At 71.7% G+C, this 15,436-nt stretch carries 14 protein-coding genes; 6 read left to right on the plus strand and 8 right to left on the minus strand.

The annotated features are described in order from the left end of the window. Positions 1–8: 8 nt before the first annotated feature. From ubiT to fabB, 5 genes are all read left to right on the plus strand, one after another. Complete coding sequence (gene ubiT, locus VFV21_RS12100; RefSeq protein ID WP_329669674.1) at positions 9–839, plus strand: ubiquinone anaerobic biosynthesis accessory factor UbiT; 831 nt, start codon at positions 9–11, stop codon at positions 837–839. After that, a complete protein-coding gene (gene nadA / locus VFV21_RS12105) occupies positions 836–1,870 on the plus strand; it encodes a quinolinate synthase NadA (RefSeq protein WP_329669675.1) in 1,035 nt (344 codons plus the stop codon). The genes ubiT and nadA overlap by 4 nt, the downstream gene beginning before the upstream one ends. Further along, positions 1,867–3,306, plus strand: a complete 1,440-nt coding sequence (locus VFV21_RS12110; RefSeq protein ID WP_329669676.1) for an L-aspartate oxidase — start codon at positions 1,867–1,869, stop codon at positions 3,304–3,306. Before nadA ends, VFV21_RS12110 begins: the two co-directional genes overlap by 4 nt. Positions 3,307–3,446: 140 nt before the next feature. Next, a complete protein-coding gene (gene fabA / locus VFV21_RS12115) occupies positions 3,447–3,974 on the plus strand; it encodes a 3-hydroxyacyl-[acyl-carrier-protein] dehydratase FabA (protein ID WP_329669677.1) in 528 nt (175 codons plus the stop codon). Positions 3,975–3,976: 2 nt separating this feature from the next. Continuing rightward, entirely contained in the window at positions 3,977–5,191 is a 1,215-nt protein-coding gene (gene fabB / locus VFV21_RS12120) for a beta-ketoacyl-ACP synthase I (protein ID WP_329669678.1), read from the plus strand. 4 nt (positions 5,192–5,195) lie between these two features. Here the strand turns inward: fabB and VFV21_RS12125 are convergent, their stop codons facing one another. Together VFV21_RS12125 and ubiU are read right to left on the minus strand one after the other, a co-directional pair. Further along, complete coding sequence (locus tag VFV21_RS12125; protein WP_329669679.1) at positions 5,196–6,074, minus strand: U32 family peptidase; 879 nt, start codon at positions 6,072–6,074, stop codon at positions 5,196–5,198. A 4-nt stretch (positions 6,075–6,078) separates the two neighbouring features. Continuing rightward, a complete protein-coding gene (gene ubiU / locus VFV21_RS12130; RefSeq protein ID WP_329669680.1) occupies positions 6,079–7,077 on the minus strand; it encodes a ubiquinone anaerobic biosynthesis protein UbiU in 999 nt (332 codons plus the stop codon). Positions 7,078–7,226: 149 nt separating this feature from the next. Between ubiU and VFV21_RS12135 the strand changes: the two genes are divergently transcribed. Then, entirely contained in the window at positions 7,227–7,814 is a 588-nt protein-coding gene (locus VFV21_RS12135) for a hypothetical protein (RefSeq protein WP_329669681.1), read from the plus strand. Here VFV21_RS12135 and VFV21_RS12140 read toward each other — a convergent pair. The 6 genes from VFV21_RS12140 to VFV21_RS12165 all read right to left on the minus strand — a co-directional run. Continuing rightward, the gene (locus VFV21_RS12140) at positions 7,757–9,244 is read right to left on the minus strand and encodes a UbiD family decarboxylase (protein WP_329669682.1); all 1,488 of its coding nucleotides are present in this window, start codon (positions 9,242–9,244) and stop codon (positions 7,757–7,759) included. The two genes, VFV21_RS12135 and VFV21_RS12140, sit on opposite strands and share 58 nt — an antisense overlap. Further along, on the minus strand, positions 9,241–10,302 hold the full coding sequence (locus VFV21_RS12145) for a PLP-dependent cysteine synthase family protein (protein WP_329669683.1): 1,062 nt from the start codon (positions 10,300–10,302) through the stop codon (positions 9,241–9,243). The genes VFV21_RS12140 and VFV21_RS12145 overlap by 4 nt, the downstream gene beginning before the upstream one ends. Next, positions 10,299–12,221 carry a pyridoxal phosphate-dependent decarboxylase family protein gene (locus tag VFV21_RS12150; RefSeq protein WP_329669684.1) on the minus strand — a complete coding sequence of 641 codons (1,923 nt, stop codon included), beginning with the start codon at positions 12,219–12,221 and terminating at the stop codon, positions 10,299–10,301. The genes VFV21_RS12145 and VFV21_RS12150 overlap by 4 nt, the downstream gene beginning before the upstream one ends. Further along, positions 12,218–12,619, minus strand: coding sequence for a SirB2 family protein (locus tag VFV21_RS12155; RefSeq protein WP_329669685.1), 402 nt, complete (start codon positions 12,617–12,619; stop codon positions 12,218–12,220). Before VFV21_RS12155 ends, VFV21_RS12150 begins: the two co-directional genes overlap by 4 nt. Positions 12,620–12,629: 10 nt before the next feature. Next, positions 12,630–13,841, minus strand: coding sequence for an NnrS family protein (locus VFV21_RS12160; protein WP_329669686.1), 1,212 nt, complete (start codon positions 13,839–13,841; stop codon positions 12,630–12,632). A 193-nt stretch (positions 13,842–14,034) separates the two neighbouring features. Continuing rightward, the coding region (locus VFV21_RS12165) for a cbb3-type cytochrome c oxidase subunit I (RefSeq protein WP_329669687.1) at positions 14,035–15,436 on the minus strand (1,402 nt) is incomplete at its 5' end.

Here is a 15,436-nt window from a genome sequence, read left to right on the forward strand (position 1 = left end):
CGAGGGGCTTGGCCCGGCTGCGCATCGGCATCGACGCGCTCGACGATGCGCTGCTGCTTTGCCTGGCGGCGCGGCGACGGCTGGTGGCCGCGGTGGCGCGGGTGAAGCAGCGCGAGGGGCTGCCGTCGCGCGACGCGGCGCGCGAGGACCGCATCGCCGCGCGCGGGCAGTCGCTGGCGCATCGCCTTGGGCTGCCGCCGGACCTGGCGCAGGCGCAGCTGGCGCTGGTGATCGCCGACGGCCGGGGGCTGCAAGGGCTTCCACCTGACCCGGGTCAAGGCGCCGCGCCCACCGGCGCAGGCAACCTTGCGCCCACCATGAATCCGTCCGAACGCCACGCTCCCTCCCTGTCGCGCGCCCTGCTGCGCGCCATCCCGCCTCCGGCCCGCTGGGCGCCGCTGCTGCGGCGACTGCCGTCGGCCTGGCCCGGCCGCAACCTCGAGCCCGCCGTGCAGCATCTGCTGGCCGCGCCACTGCGCGATGGGCAGCTCGATTTCCTTGTCGGCCGACGGTTGGGCATCGCGGTCTCCGACCTCGGCATCGGCTGGGTGTTCGAGCTGCGCGACGGCCGCCTGCGCGCCAGCGCGGAACCGGCCGAAGCCACGGTGCGCGGCACCGCCACCGACCTGATGCTGCTGGCGAGCCGGCTCGAGGACGCCGACACGCTGTTCTTCCAGCGCCGGCTCGAGCTGACCGGCGACACCGAGCTGGGCCTGACCGCACGCAACCTGCTCGACCGCCTGCCGTGGGAGTCGGTGCCGCTGGGCGTGCGCATCCTGCTGCACCGCGGCGCCCGGCTCGCGCGCGAGGCGCGCGCCGCGCACGGGGGCGTGGCATGAGCGCGGCGGGCCTGCCCGAGCACTTGCTGCAGCCGCGCTGGCATCCGGCGCTGGAGCAGCAGTACGCCGAACTCACGACGACGCTGGAGCGGCTGCTGCCCTGCGTCGAGGTGCCGATGCACCTGCCGTGGATCGACGCCATCCTGCAGCTCAAGCGCGAGCGCGGCGCGGTGATCATGGCGCACAGCTACCAGTCGCCGGAGATCTTCCACGGCGTCGCCGACGTCACCGGCGACTCGCTGGCGCTGGCGCAGGCCGCGAAGGACTGCGGCGCGGACCTGATCGTGCTGTGCGGGGTGCACTTCATGGCCGAAACCGCGAAGATCATCTCGCCGGGCACCCGCGTGCTGATCCCCGACCTGCGCGCCGGCTGCTCGCTGGCCGACTCGATCACGGCCGCCGACGTGCGCGCCCTGCGCGCGCGCCACCCGGGCGTGCCGGTGGTGAGCTACGTCAACACCACGGCCGGGGTGAAGGCCGAATCCGACGCCTGCTGCACTTCCGCGAACGCGGTGCAGGTGGTGGAGGCGATGGGCAGCGACCGGGTTATCTTCCTGCCCGACCGCTACCTCGGCGCCTACGTGGCCAGCCAGACCGCGGTCGAGCTGGTGCTGTGGGACGGCTGCTGCGAGGTGCATGAGACCTTCACCGCCGCCCAGGCGCGGCACGCGCGCGAGCGCTTCGACGCGCGCCTGGTGGCGCATCCCGAATGTCCGCCGGAGGTGCTGGCCGAGGCCGACTTCGTCGGCTCCACCAGTGCGATGGGCGCCTGGCTGGCGCGCGAGAAGCCCGAACGCGTGGCGCTGATCACCGAGTGCTCGATGGCGGACAACCTGCGCCTGCGCTTCCCGGACACCGAGTTCATCCAGCCCTGCAACCTCTGCCCGCACATGAAGCGCATCACGCTGCCGAACATCCACGCCTGCCTGCGCGACCTGTCCGGCGAAGTGACGGTGCCAGCCGGCATCGCCACGCGCGCGCGCCGCGCCCTGGAGAGGATGCTGGCGGTCGGGCGCGGCGAGCGCGTTTGAGCGCGGCATCGTCGCCGCTGGTGGTGGCCGGTGCCGGCCTGGCCGGGCTGTGCGTGGCCCTGGCCGCCGCGCCGCGGCCGGTGCTGCTGGTCGGCGGCAGCGCCGGCAGCGCCAGCGCGTTGGCGCAAGGTGGCGTCGCCGCCGCCGTCGGTCCCGGCGACCGTCCGGCGCTGCACGCGGCAGACACCTGCCGCGCAGGCGCCGGCCACAACGATGTCGCCATGGTTTCCAGACTGGTGGACGCCGCACCCGACGCCGTGGCCTGGCTGGCCGCGCAGGGCGTTGCCTTCGATCGCGAAGGCGCGGCCTGGGCGCTCGGCCGCGAGGGCGGACACGGCCGCGCGCGCATCGTCCACGCCGGCGGGGATGCCAGCGGGCACGCCATCGTGGCCGCGATGGAGCGCGCGCTGGCGGCGGCCGCGCACGCCCGTCGCCTGCCGTCGCACCGGCTATGTGCGTTGGCGCTGTCCGAGAGCGGCGCGATCGCGGCGGTCCGCCTGGTGGCCGCCGACGGCGCCACGATCGACATCGCCACCCCGGACCTCGTGCTCGCCACCGGCGGCATCGGCTCGCTGTTCGCGGCGACCACGAATCCCCTGTCGGCGGACGGGAACGGCCTCGCGCTCGCGCTGGAAGCCGGCGCGCCGGGTCGCGACCTCGAGTTCGTGCAGTTCCATCCCACCGCGCTCGCGGTGCCGGGCGAAGGACCGCTGCCGCTGCTGACCGAGGCGCTGCGCGGCGCCGGTGCGGTGCTGCGCGACGATCGCGGCGAGGCCGTGATGGCCGGGCGCCATCCGCTCGCCGACCTCGCGCCGCGTGACGTGGTGGCGCGTGAAGTCTGGCGAAGGCGGCAGGCCGGGCACGACGTCTTCCTGGACATGAGGAGGCTGGGTGACGAGGGCCTGGCCGCGTTTCCGACCGCGGTGGCGCTGTGCCGCGCGCACGGCATCGATCCGCGAAGGGACCTGGCGCCGGTGACGCCCGCGGCGCATTTCCACATGGGCGGCATCGCCGTGGATGCGGACGGGCGCAGCGGCCTGCCGGGGCTGCACGCGGTGGGCGAAGTGGCCTGCAGCGGCGTGCATGGCGCCAACCGGCTCGCCAGCAACTCGCTGCTCGAGTGCGTGGTCGGCGGGCGTGCGCTCGGCGCGCGGCTGTCGGTGCCCCGCGACGCGCGCATCCAGGCGGCGCCGCGACGCTGGGTGCAGCCGGGCGCCGGCGCCAATGCCGCCGCGCTGCGCGCGCTGCGCGATTTGTTGTGGCGCAGCATGGGTCCGGTGCGCGATGACGCGACGCTGGCCGAAGCCGAGCGCCAGCTGCGCGTGGATCCCTCGCTGGCGCGCACGTGGCAGGCTCGCCTGGCCTTGCGGCTGCTGCACGCGGCGCGCATTCGCCGCGCCAGCCTGGGTGCCCACCATCGCGCCGACAGTGAGTGAAATGATTCCATTCGGTGGCGAATCGCTACGCAGGCGTACGGCGGATCGCTACGCCGGCGTACGGCGAATGGGTTGATGCGAGTCAGCGACAGTGCCGCGAAGTAATGAAAGAATCGCGTTTTCCAAATCGGAAGATCGCCATGAACGCCTCGCTTTCCCACGTCCATTCCTTCGATCGAAGTCAGCTGCTTGATTGCGCCAGCGGCGCGATGTTCGGCGCCGACGGCGCGCGGTTGCCGAATGATCCGATGCTGATGTTCGACCGCATCACCGAGATCAGCAGCGAAGGCGGCAAGCATGGCAAGGGCATCATCCGCGCCGAGCTCGACATCCGCCCCGACCTCTGGTTCTTCGCCTGCCACTTCACCGACGATCCGGTGATGCCGGGCTGCCTCGGGCTGGATGCGATGTGGCAGCTGGCGGGCTTCTACCTGCCGTGGCTGGGCGAGCCGGGCCGCGGTCGCGCGCTCGGCGTGGGCAAGGTCAAGTTCACCGGCCAGGTGCTGCCGACGGCGAAGCGCGTGAGCTACGAGATCGACATCCGCCGCGTGGTGCGCGGCCGCCTCAGCCTGGTGATTGCCGACGGGCGCACGCTGGTGGACGGCCGCGAGATCTACACGGCCGAAGAGCTGCGCGTCGGCCTGTTCACCTCGACCGAGGGCATGTGAGCATGCGTCGAGTCGTCATCACCGGCATGGGCATCGTCTCCTGCCTGGGAAATTCCGCCGACGTCGTTTCCGCGGCACTCCGCGCGGGCCGCAGCGGCATCCGCGCCGATGCCGCCGCCGCCGAAGCCGGCTTGCGCAGCCAGGTCGCCGGTGCGCCGGAGATCGACCTCCCGGCGCGCATCGACCGCAAGGCGCTGCGCTTCATGGGCGACGGCGCGGCGTACGCGCACGTGGCCATGCAGGACGCCATCGCCGACGCCGGCCTGGACGACGCCAGCGTTCGCTCCGAACGCACCGGCCTGTTCGCCGGCTCCGGCGGGGGTTCGACCGAGTGGCAGGTGGAAGCCGCCGACCTGCTGCGCCAGCGCGGCGTGCGCAAGGTGGGGCCGTACATGGTGCCGCGCACGATGGGCTCGACGGTGTCGGCCAACCTGGCCACGGCCTTCGGCATCCGCGGTGCGAGTTATTCGATCGCGGCGGCCTGCGCCACCTCGGCGCACTGCATCGGCGCCGCCGCCGACCTGATCCGCGCCGGCCGCCAGGACGTGATGTTCGCCGGCGGCGGCGAGGAGTTGCACTGGTCGCTGAGCCTGCAGTTCGATGCCATGGGCGCGCTCTCGACCAAGCACAACGACACGCCGGCCACCGCCTCGCGTCCCTATGACGCCGAACGCGACGGCTTCGTCATCGCCGGCGGTGGCGGCATGCTGGTGCTCGAGGACTACGACCACGCCGTCGCGCGCGGCGCGCGCATCCACGCCGAACTCATCGGCTACGGCATCAGCTCGGATGGCGCCGACATGGTCGCGCCCTCGGGCGAGGGCGCGGTGCGCTGCATGCGGATGGCGATGGCGGGCGTGGACCAGCCCATCGACTACCTCAACACCCACGGCACCTCGACGCCGCTGGGAGACCTGGTGGAGCTGCGCGCGGTGCGCGAGGCCTTCGGCGACGCCATGCCGCCGATCTCCTCGACCAAGGCTCTGTCGGGCCACTCGCTCGGCGCGGCCAGCGTGCACGAGGCGATCTACTGCCTGCTGATGATGCGCGACGGCTTCATCGCCGGCTCGGCCAACATCGGCACGCTGGATCCGCAGGCCGAAGGCTTCCCGATCGTGCGCGAAAGCCGCGAGGCGGCGCTCGACACGGTGATGTCGAATAGCTTTGGCTTCGGCGGCACCAACGCCTCGCTGGTGTTCCAGCGCCTGCGCGGCTGAGGCGCTAGCCCGCGGGCAGGCCCGGCTTGCCCGGCTGCCCGCGCCAGTAGCCGTTCACCGCTCCCCGGCGCGGCGGCGGCTGCGGCGAGCGGCGCGCCAGGTCGAAGTGCGCCACCACCTCGCGCATGCCCTCGGCCTGCGGATACAGGCGCAGGATGTCCACGCCCAGCGCACGCAGCGCCGGCAATTCCGGCCCGAGGTCGGTGGTCTCCTCGCCCTGGACCTGGATGCCGTTGATGCGCAGGAAGGGCTCGCCTTCGCGCGTGGCCAGCGGCAGGCCGTCCGGATGCTTGATGCAGCGGAAGCCGCAGGCGTCCTTGGCCACGTCCAGCGCGCGCGCGGTGAAGCAGCGCGCCGAGTACGACAGCGGCAGGCGGCCCCAGGCAATCACCTCCAGCTCGGGCGGCGTGGCGCCCTCGGCGCGGCAGGCCGCGAGCAGGTCGGCCAGCAGCTGCTCGCCCTGTTCGACGCCGGGCACCCAGCGGCGCATGCCGTCCTCGGCCAGCATCGCCAGCGCCCGATGGTTGTAGACGTTCAGCGTGGGACCGGCGACGAAGGGCAGGCCGCGCTCGCGGCACAGCTGCACCGTGGTCAGGTCGTTGGCTTCGATGAGGAAGCCGCCGTGGTCGAGCATGCGCAGCACGGCGTTGATTTCGGACTCGGCCTCGACCAGCGCCAGGCTCGACAACACGACTTCGTGGCCAGAGCCCGCCAGTGCCTCGGCCAGTGCAATCCAGTCGCGCGTGCCCAGTTCGCGCCGCTTGCTGCAGACGGTTTCGCCGAGGTAGATGACGTCGAGCGGCCAGGTCGCCGCCTCGCGGTAGAACGCCAGCGTGCGTTCGCGCGGCCAGAAATACTGCAGGGGTCCGAGGCTGAGTTTCATGCGGTCAGTGCCAGGCGCGGTGGTAGGGGCCGAGGGTGGTCTGGTGGCCCTCGGCGTGCGCCGACAGTGCCTGCTGCCAGTCATCGCGCGGAGCCCAAACCGCCGGGTCGGCGCGGTGACGGTCGATCGCTTCGCGCCAGGTACGGGTCACCGCGGTGACGTACGCGACGCCACGCTGGCGGCCCTCGATCTTCAGCGCCGCGACGCCGGCGCGGGCCAGCTGCGGCAGCAGGGCCAGCGTGTTGAGGCTGGTGGGCTCCTCCAACGCATGGAAGACCTCGCCGCCGACGTCGAACCGGCCCTTGCACACGGTGGGATAGGCAGCCGGTTCGCCCGGCTGGTAGCGGTCCATCAGCAGGCCGTTGAGGCGCACGCCGCGTTGGCCGTCCGGGTGCTCTTCCCAGCGTATGAAGCGCGCGGGCGAGCAGACCCCGTGGCGGTTGGGCGAGGCGCCCGTGACGTAACTCGACAGCTGGCAGCGGCCCTCGACCATGATGCACAGGCTTCCAAACGCGAAGACCTCCAGCGGCACCGGCGATGACGTGCACAGCCGCTCCACCTGCTGCAGCGACAGCACCCGCGGCAGCACCGCGCGGCTGATGCCGAAGCGCTCGTGCATGTAGCGCAGCGCCGGCGCGGTCGTGGCCGAGCCCTGCACCGAGAGGTGCCTGGCCAGCGTCGGGTGCTCGCGCATCGCATGCTCGAGCACCGCCATCTCGGCGGCGATGATCGCGTCGCAGCCCAGTTCGGCGGCCTGGTCCACCGCGGCCTGCCAGACTTTCAGTCGCGCGGTGTCCGGGTAAGTGTTCAGCGCGAGGTAGACCTGGCAGCCGCGGGCATGGGCGTAGGCGATGCCGGCCCGCAGTTCGGCCTCGTCGAAGTTCAGCCCCGGGAAGGCGCGGGCGTTGGTCTGGTCGCGGAACCCGGCGTAGACGGCGTTGGCGCCGGCATCGACGGCCGCGCGCAGGGCCGGCAGGTTGCCGGCGGGACACACCAGTTGCATCGCGGGCTCCGCGGTCGGGGACGGGGACGGGGCATGCTCCCCCGGCGCGGCCCGCGGCGTCATTGACCTGCGTCAGTTACCCGCCATCGCGTTCGCGCGAGGATGGCGGCATCCGGCGCAAGTCGCGCATGCCACGAATGGAGAACGCCATGCATCCCTACCTCCCGCACGCCCTGGTCGCCCTGGTGCTGGCGCTGCCCTCGCTGGCCGCCACGATGCCGGGCGGCGAGCCCCCCGTCGACGCGGAATCCGCGCAGGCGGCCGACCACGACGGCGCGAATGCCGCCCAGGACGCGCCCGCCGGCCAGGCCACCCACGGCCACGACGCCGCGGCCAGCGCGGTGGAGGCCGATGGCGATGAGGACCACGCCGAGGATGCGCTGCCCGAAACGCGCTGGGCCCCGGATGCGCCGCTGCGCGAGGGCATGCGCCGCGTCCGTGCCGCGACTTCAGCGCTGTCGCACGCCGCGCACGGCCACCTCGACGAGGCGCAGGTGCAGGCGGTGGCGGTCGAGCTCGAGGCCGCCGTGCAGGACATGATCGCCCGGTGCCAGCTGGCGCCCGAGCCCGACGCGGCGCTGCATCCGCTGCTGGCCCGCGTGCTGCGCGCCAGCGCGGCGCTGGCGGCCGAGGGCTTCGATCCGGCGGTGCTAACAGAACTTGAGGCGGTGCTGGCGCGCTACCCGCAGCTGTTCGAAGACGCCGGCTGGAGCGACGACCACAGCGCTTCCGCCTGACGCTCGGCTGCGGGATCCGGCACGATCGGCTCGCTCCACGCGCGCGCGGTCTCGCCCGGCCACTTGCGGGTGGCGTCGATGCCCAGCTTGGACCCCAGGTTGGGCACCGGGCTGGAGAAATCCAGGTAGTCGATCGGGGTGTCGCGCACCAGCAGCGTGTCGCGCGCCGGATCCACCCGCGTCGACATCGCCCAGAGCACCTGCGACCAGTCGCGCACGTCGATGTCGTCGTCGGTGACGATCACGAACTTGGTGTAGGTGAACTGCCGCAGGTAGGACCACACGCCCATCATCATGCGGCGGGCGTGGCCTGGGTATTGCTTGCGGATGCTCGCCACCGCGATCCGGTAGGAGCAAGCCTCCGGCGGCAGGTAGAAGTCCACCACCTCGGGGAACACCTTGCGCAGGATTGGCACGAACACCTCGTTCAGCGCCGAGGACAGCACCGAGGGCTCGTCTTCCGGCGCGCGGCCCATGTAGCTGCCGTGGTAGATGGCGTCGCGGCGCATCCGCAGCCGCTTCACGGTGAACACCGGGAACTGGCCCTGCGCGTTGTAGTAGCCGGTGTGGTCGCCGAACGGCCCCTCGAGCGCGGTGTCGCCCGGCTCGATGAAGCCCTCGAGCAGGATCTCGCTGCCCGCCGGCGCGTCTAGCCCGGTCAGCGCACTGTGCCAGACGCGCGTGCGCGCGCCGCGCAGCAGGCCGGCGAATTCATATTCCGAGAGCGTGTCCGGCACCGGCGCGACCGCGGCCAGCATCGTCGCCGGATCGGCGCCGATCGCCACCAGCAGCGGGAACGGCCGGTCCGGGTACGCGGCGCGGAAATCGGCGAAGTCCAGCGCGCCGCCGCGGTGCGGCAGCCAGCGCATGATCAGTCGGTTCCGGCCGATCAGCTGCTGGCGATAGATCGCCACGTTCTGGCGCGGCTGGCGGGTGCCGCGGGTCACCACCAGTCCGAAGGTGAGCAGGCGGCCGGCGTCGCCGGGCCAGCAGTGCTGGATCGGCAGTGCGCCGAGCTCGATGTCGTCGCCCTCCAGCACCACTTCGTCGAAGGCCGCGTCGCGCACGGTCTTTGGCGCGACGTGGGCGAGCTGCGCGAGTTCGGGCCAGCTCGACAGCGCCTGGCGCAGGTTCGAGGGCCAGCGCGGTTCCTTCACCGAGGCGAGCAGCTCGCCCAGTTCGCGCAGCGAGGCCAGCGGCCGGCCGCCCAGTGCGAGTTCGATCCGGCGACGGTGGCCGAACAGGTTGCCCAGCAGTGCGTGGCGCGAGCCGACCGGTTGCGTCATCAGCAGCGCCGGGCCGCCGCGGCGAAGGGCCAGGCGGCTGAGCGCTGTGCTTTCCAGGTGGGGGTCCACCGGTGCCTCCACCCGCAGCAGCTGGTTCCGGCGCGAAAGTTCAGCCAGGAAGCCTCGCAGGTCGTGGTGGCTCACGCCGACTCCAGCGCGGCCACCGTCGCCCGGCCCGCGGCCAGGTCGATGCCCTGGTCGGAAAGCCAGGCGGGGTCGAACAGCGTTTCGTCGTAGCGGTCGCCGCGGTCGCAGAGCAGGCTGACGATGCTGCCGCTCCGGCCTCCCTCGCGCATTTCGCGCGCCAGCCGAAGGCAGGCGACGAAGTTGGTGCCGGAGCTGCCGCCGTAGCGGCGTCCGATCAGCGACTCGAGCCGCCAGGCGGCGGCGATGGAGCCGGCGTCGTCGACTTCTTCCACGCGGTCGACCACGTCGAACAGGAAGCCGGGCTCGACCCGCGGCCGGCCGATGCCTTCGATCAGCGTCGGCCGGCTGGCGAGGTCCTGCGGGTCGCGGCTGCGCCAGCCGGTGGCGAACGCGCCGCCGGTCGGCTCGGCGACACAAACCCGGGTGTCCAGCCGGCGATAGCGCAGGTAGCGGCCGATCGTGGCCGAAGTGCCGCCGGTACCGGCGCCGCAGACGATCCAGGCGGGCACCGGGTCCGTTTCCGTGGCCAGCTGCGCCAGGATGGATTCGGCGATGTTGTTGTTGCCGCGCCAGTCGGTGGCGCGCTCGGCGAGCCCGAACTGGTCGAGGAAGCACAGCCCCTCGCGCCGCGCGCGCTCGCGCGCGACCGCGCTGGCGTCGGCGCCGCGGGGCACCAGCAAGCACTTGGCGCCCAGCGCGCGGATCAGGCGCACCTTGCCCGGCGCGGTGCAGTCCGGCATCACGGCCACGAACGGCAGGCCGAGCAGCCGCGCGAACCAGGCCTCGGAGATCGCGGTGCTGCCTGATGACGCGTCGATCGTGCCCTGGCCTTCGCCGAGCCGGCCGTTGCAGAGCGCGTACAAGTAGAGCGAGCGTGCCAGCCGGTGCTTGAGGCTGCCGGTGGGATGCGCCGCTTCGTCCTTGAAATAGAAGCGGATGCCCGGGTAGCCCGGCAGGTCGATCCGCAGCAGGTGGGTGTCGGCGGAGCGGGCGGCCTCGCGCGCCAGTTCGGCCAGCGCGGCGTGTACCCAGCGGCGGTCGGCGGCGGACGTCACGCGGCGGCCGCCAGCAGCGCGCCGGCGCGGCGTTCGAGGTGTTCGAAGTACATCTCCAGGTAGCTGATACCGTTGCCGGTGTCGAGCAGGAAGGGGTTCATGAGCGTGTGGCGAAGGATCACCAGCCGGTCGTCGTCGTCGCCGCCGGCGTCGAGCGTGTCCGGGTCCAGGCCCAGCGAAGCGAGGATGCCCGCGGTTTCCTCCGCGCCCAGCACCTCGGGGCGCAGCGTGGTCATGGAGCCGAAGAACTCGCGCGACTGCAGCGGCTGCCGCGGGTCGTAGCAGAGGTCGCGGTGCAGCGCGCGCACGAAGCGGTTCATGGTCGCCACGTCGCGGTTGCCGACGGGGTTGAGCGCGAGGCAGATCAGGTTGCTGTCGGGCTCGAAGGGGATGCGGCAGGTCACGCGGTCGTGCAGGCGCGCCGAGAAGCGGGTGGCGGCCGTGCGGAAGGCCTCGGTGGCCAGGATGGATTCGCGCGGCAGCTGGCCGAAGTGCTCGTGGTCCAGCGGCAGCACGCGGTGGGTCACGTACACCGCCGCGGCGGCGGAACCGGGCTTGGAGCCCTCGGGAATGTAGCGGCCTAGCTGCCGGAAGCGCTGGAAGTAGTCGCCATCCTCGCCGGGCGTGAACACGTAGTCGGCGTCTTCGGCCAGCAGCGCCATCGCGCTCTGGTCGCGGCACAGGAAGGCACCGGCGCCGTAGGGAATGTAGCCGAGCTTGTGCGGGTCCACCGTGATTGAATCCGCCTGGCCGAGCGCGCCCACCGCGGCGTGCACTTCGGGGGCCGGGAAATCGCGGTACTCCTCGCGCATGTCGGCCAGCGCGCGCAGGCGGCCGTCGGCCTCGCGGAACAGCGTGGCCAGGTAGCCGCCCCAGGCGGCGTCCACGTGCACGCCGAAGCCCAGGCCCCGTGCCGACCAGCGTTCGCGCACGGCCACCAGTTCGTGGATCGGGTCGATGGTGCCGAACTCGGTGCTGCCCAGCACGCCCACCACCATCAGCACCGGCTGGCGTTCGCGTTCGCAGCGCGCCAGCATCGCTTCCAGCGCGTCGATGTCCGTGCGCATGCCGCGCTCCGGGATGAGCTCGAGCTGCGCGCGGCCCAGGCCCATCAGCTTCATGCCTTTCGACCAAGAGTAGTGCGCCGTCACCGGCGCCAGCACCCGCGGCGAGGACAGGGTGGGATGCCGCGCCAGGAAGTCGGCCAGGCCCAGCGTTTCCACCCGTTCGGCCACCAGCCGCTGCCGCCATTGTCGGCGCTGCGGCGCGGGGCAGTGCGCCAGCCACGCGTTCCAGCGCCCGAGCAGGTCGATGCCCGCGGCGGGCGCGAGGTTGAACGCGGCCCAGTCGTCCTCCGGGATGTCCAGGCCTGGTGGCGAGACCGCGCGCAGCGCCACCGGGAAAGCCTTCAGCGCCCACGCCAGCCGCAGCGACTGGAAGTTCGCGAGGGTGCCGCCCGAGGTCAGGTGCCCGAAGGCACAGTCGGGCCGCGCCGGGTCATCGACGTAGCCGAGCATGCGCGCCAGCTGCAGCCCGGCCTTGAGCTCGAGGTCGATGGTGACCGGCGCAGCGTCCAGGCTGACGTTGTTGGGGTTGTAGGGCAGGGTGAGGAACTGCGCCAGCAGGCCCGGCAGCAGCAGGTCCGAGACCATGTGGCCGATGTAGCGCGGGCTGTGGAACGGCACCGACTTCTTGAGCGAGGCCGACAGCGCGTGCAGCTCGCGGCGCATGCGCGCCTCGAACTCGCGGAAGGCCGGCTCGCCGGCGGCGCCGGTCGGGATGGCCGGCGGATCCTCGGGGTGGAAGTTGCGGCGCCAGTAGACGTGGTCGCGCAGGAACTCGACCACGAGTTTCTCCAGCAGCGCGTCGTTCTCGCCGTAGGGCCCGAGGAAGCAGGGATGGATCGCCGGCGAGGTCACGCCGCGAGCCCCTGCAGGAGGCCGAGCGGGTGGTGCGCCCGCGCCACGAAGTACATGAAGCCAAAGGTCGCCAGCGCCGCGCCGTAGTAGATGGCGCGTGCGCGCCGGCTCCGCGCGCGCTTCAGCGCCAGGCTGCCCAGCACCACGTACAGCACCAGCAGGGCCAGCTTCACCGACAGCCAGGGAATGACGAAGGGATTGAGCTTGAGCGCCGTGAGCAGCATCAGCGCAGCGGTCAGCAGCACGGTGTCGATGGAGTAGCTCAGGTAGCGAAGCGGCGCCGCCATCGCCCAGCGTACGCCGGCCAGCACCAGTGCGCCGCGCAGGGCGAACAAGCCGCCGCTGGCCAGCACCGCGGCGATGTGCACGAGTTTGATCTGCAGGTAGAAGGCAATCACGATTCGATCCTCAGCCCGGGCGCCCGTCGATGCGCGGCGTGGCGTAGATCCACAGCGAGCGCAGCACCCAGGGCAGGAAGACGACGAGCCAGCCGACGCTGGCGGCGAAGAACCACGGCGCCGGGTTCGCCACCAGTTCGGCGCCGACCCGCAGCAGCGAGACCAGCTGCATGCCGGCGAAGGCCACGGCGGGAATGCGGCCCAGCACCAGCGGCCGGCCAGAATGGCCCTGGGTCACGCGCGTCACCATCGCCACCAGCAGGCTGCCGAAGAAGCCCACCGAGATCGCATGCACCGGCGCCCGGCCGAGCGTGAATTCGCCCGTGCCGAGGAACCACAGGCTCTGCGCGAGGTACAGCGCCAGCGCGACCGGCAGCCACGCGTAGCCGATGAACAAGACGCGCAGCAGCGCCGGCGCCTGGCCGCGCGGCCACCAGCGCCACAGCGTGGCCGCCGCCAACGCCAGCAGCGGCAGGTCGACCAGCCACAGCCACTGGTAGAGGTGCGCGAGTTCAAGCGCGAGGTGGCCCAGCCACAGCGGCCAGCTCACGGCCAGCAGCCACATGGGCCGCCACGGCCGGTAGCCGGCCACGACGTTGCCGGCGAAGAAGGGGAACATGCGGTGCGCCACCGTGGCGTACACCGGCACCAGCAGCCCGAAGGTGCCGATCTTGAGCATCGCGAACGCCAGCCGCGGTTCGCTGGGGACGTGCAGGTAGGCGGCAAAGGCCAGCAGCCCGGCCAGCCCCATCAGCAGCCCGCCGAAGCAGGAAATCGCGTGCCAGTTGCCGCTGCGGTCGCGCGCCAGCCAGCCGGCCAGCACCACCATCGCCGTGATCCAGCCCGCGATCGTGTTGATCACGCCCAGGTGCACCAGCATCGCCGAGCCCGTGCCCAGCCCCGCCAGCACCAGCGCCTGGCCCGCCACCAGCCCCAGCCCGACCGGCAGGTAATGCCACTTGCTGGCCTCCGCCTGCGCCATCCAGCGCGGGAACACGGTGAGCAGGAAGCCGAAGATGAAGGTCGGCAGCACCTGGTACTGCATCACGAAGCCATGCATCCATCCCGCCGGCACGCTGGGCGTCGGCAGCCACCCGCCCAGCCACCCGGTCCACCAGGCCATCGCGGCCAGCACGTTGGCGGCCCCGATGAAGAACAACAGCCGATGCGGCGCCGCCGCCAGCGCGGCGAAATCAGGGGCAATAGCGCGTCTCGTATCCATGGCCCACATGCTGCCAATGCGCCGCCCCCGTCGCCTTGACCCAAGTCACCTGCCCGCGCCCTATGTGGGAGGGACTTCAGTCCCGATGCTTTTGGCCGAAAGGCATCGGGACTGAAGTCCCTCCCACAGAGGTGGCCGAAAAAGAAGCGGGGCCGATTGCCCGGCCCCGCCATTGCCTTACCTGGGGCAGGAATCAGCGAGCGGCGTCGGTCGCCACCTCGGCCACGCCCGCCTTGCGCGGCGCGATCCAGAGCCGCAGCACGAACCAGGCCAGCGCGAACGCACCGACGCTGAAGATCGTGTCGCCCGGCACCCGCATCCACACCAGCATCTCGATGATCGGCTGCTGCATGAAGTCCGCCGAACGCGCGAACCAGTAGCCGTGGTCGATGGCGGCGATGAGCTGCAGCACGCCGATCGGGAGCAGGGTGAACAGCGCCATGCCGACCAGGCCGATGTTGAGCGCCCAGAAGCAGGTGCGCAGCGGGGCCTCGGGCCAGATCGCGTCCGGCTTCATGCCGCGCAGGCAGAACAGCATCAGGCCGATGCCCAGCATGCCGTACACACCGAACAGCGCCGTGTGGCCATGCAGTGGGGTCAGGTTCAGGCCCTGCATGTAGTACAGCGGCAGCGGCGGGTTGATCAGGAAGCCGAACAGGCCGGCGCCCACCAGGTTCCAGAACGCGACCGCCACGAAGAACAGGATCGGCCACTTGTAGCGCTGCATCCACGGCGTGGCGTGGCCGAGCTTGAAGGTGTGGTAGGCCTCGAAGCCGACGTAGGCCAGCGGCACCACTTCCAGCGCGGAGAACGAGGCGCCCAGCGCGATCACCGCCACCGGCGTGCCGGTGAAGTAGAGGTGGTGCAGGGTGCCCAGCACGCCGCCGGCCATGAACACGATGGTCGCGAACAGCACCGCCACGGTGGCCGTGCTGTTCTTGATCAGGCCCAGCTTGGTGAACAGGAAGGCGATGACGGCGGTCGCGAACACCTCGAAGAAGCCCTCGACCCACAGGTGGACGACCCACCAGCGCCAGTACTCGGCCACGGCCACGTGCGAGCGCTCGCCATACATGAGCCCCGCGGCGTAGAACATCGGGATGGCGATCGAGGCGATGGTGAAGAGGAGCAGGAGCGAGCGGCTGGAGTCGCGGCGGGCGAGGGCCGGCTTGATCCCGCGCCACATCAGCCACAGCCAGTAACAGAGCCCGCCGAAGAGCAGGATCTGCCACACGCGCCCGAGGTCGACGTACTCGTAGCCCTGGGAGCCGAACCAGAACCACAGCCTGCCCAGCTTCTGCTTGATGCCCAGCCACTCGCCGGTCATCGAGCCGAGGACGACGAAGACGACCGCGGCGAAGAGGATGTTCACGCCGAGGCGCTGATGCTTCGGCTCCGCACCGGCCAGCGCGGGCACGATGTACAGGCCCGTGGCCAGCCACGTCGTGGCGATCCAGAAGATGCCCAGCTGGAGGTGCCACGTGCGGACGATGTTGTAGGGCAGGTACTGGTCGATGGGAATGCCGAAGAACGACGTGCCTTCGACGCCGTAGTGCGCGGCGATGGCGCCGAGACCGATCTGCAGCACCCACAGC

The sequence above is a fragment of the Arenimonas sp. genome (genome assembly GCF_036275555.1).
Classification (GTDB): domain Bacteria; phylum Pseudomonadota; class Gammaproteobacteria; order Xanthomonadales; family Xanthomonadaceae; genus Arenimonas.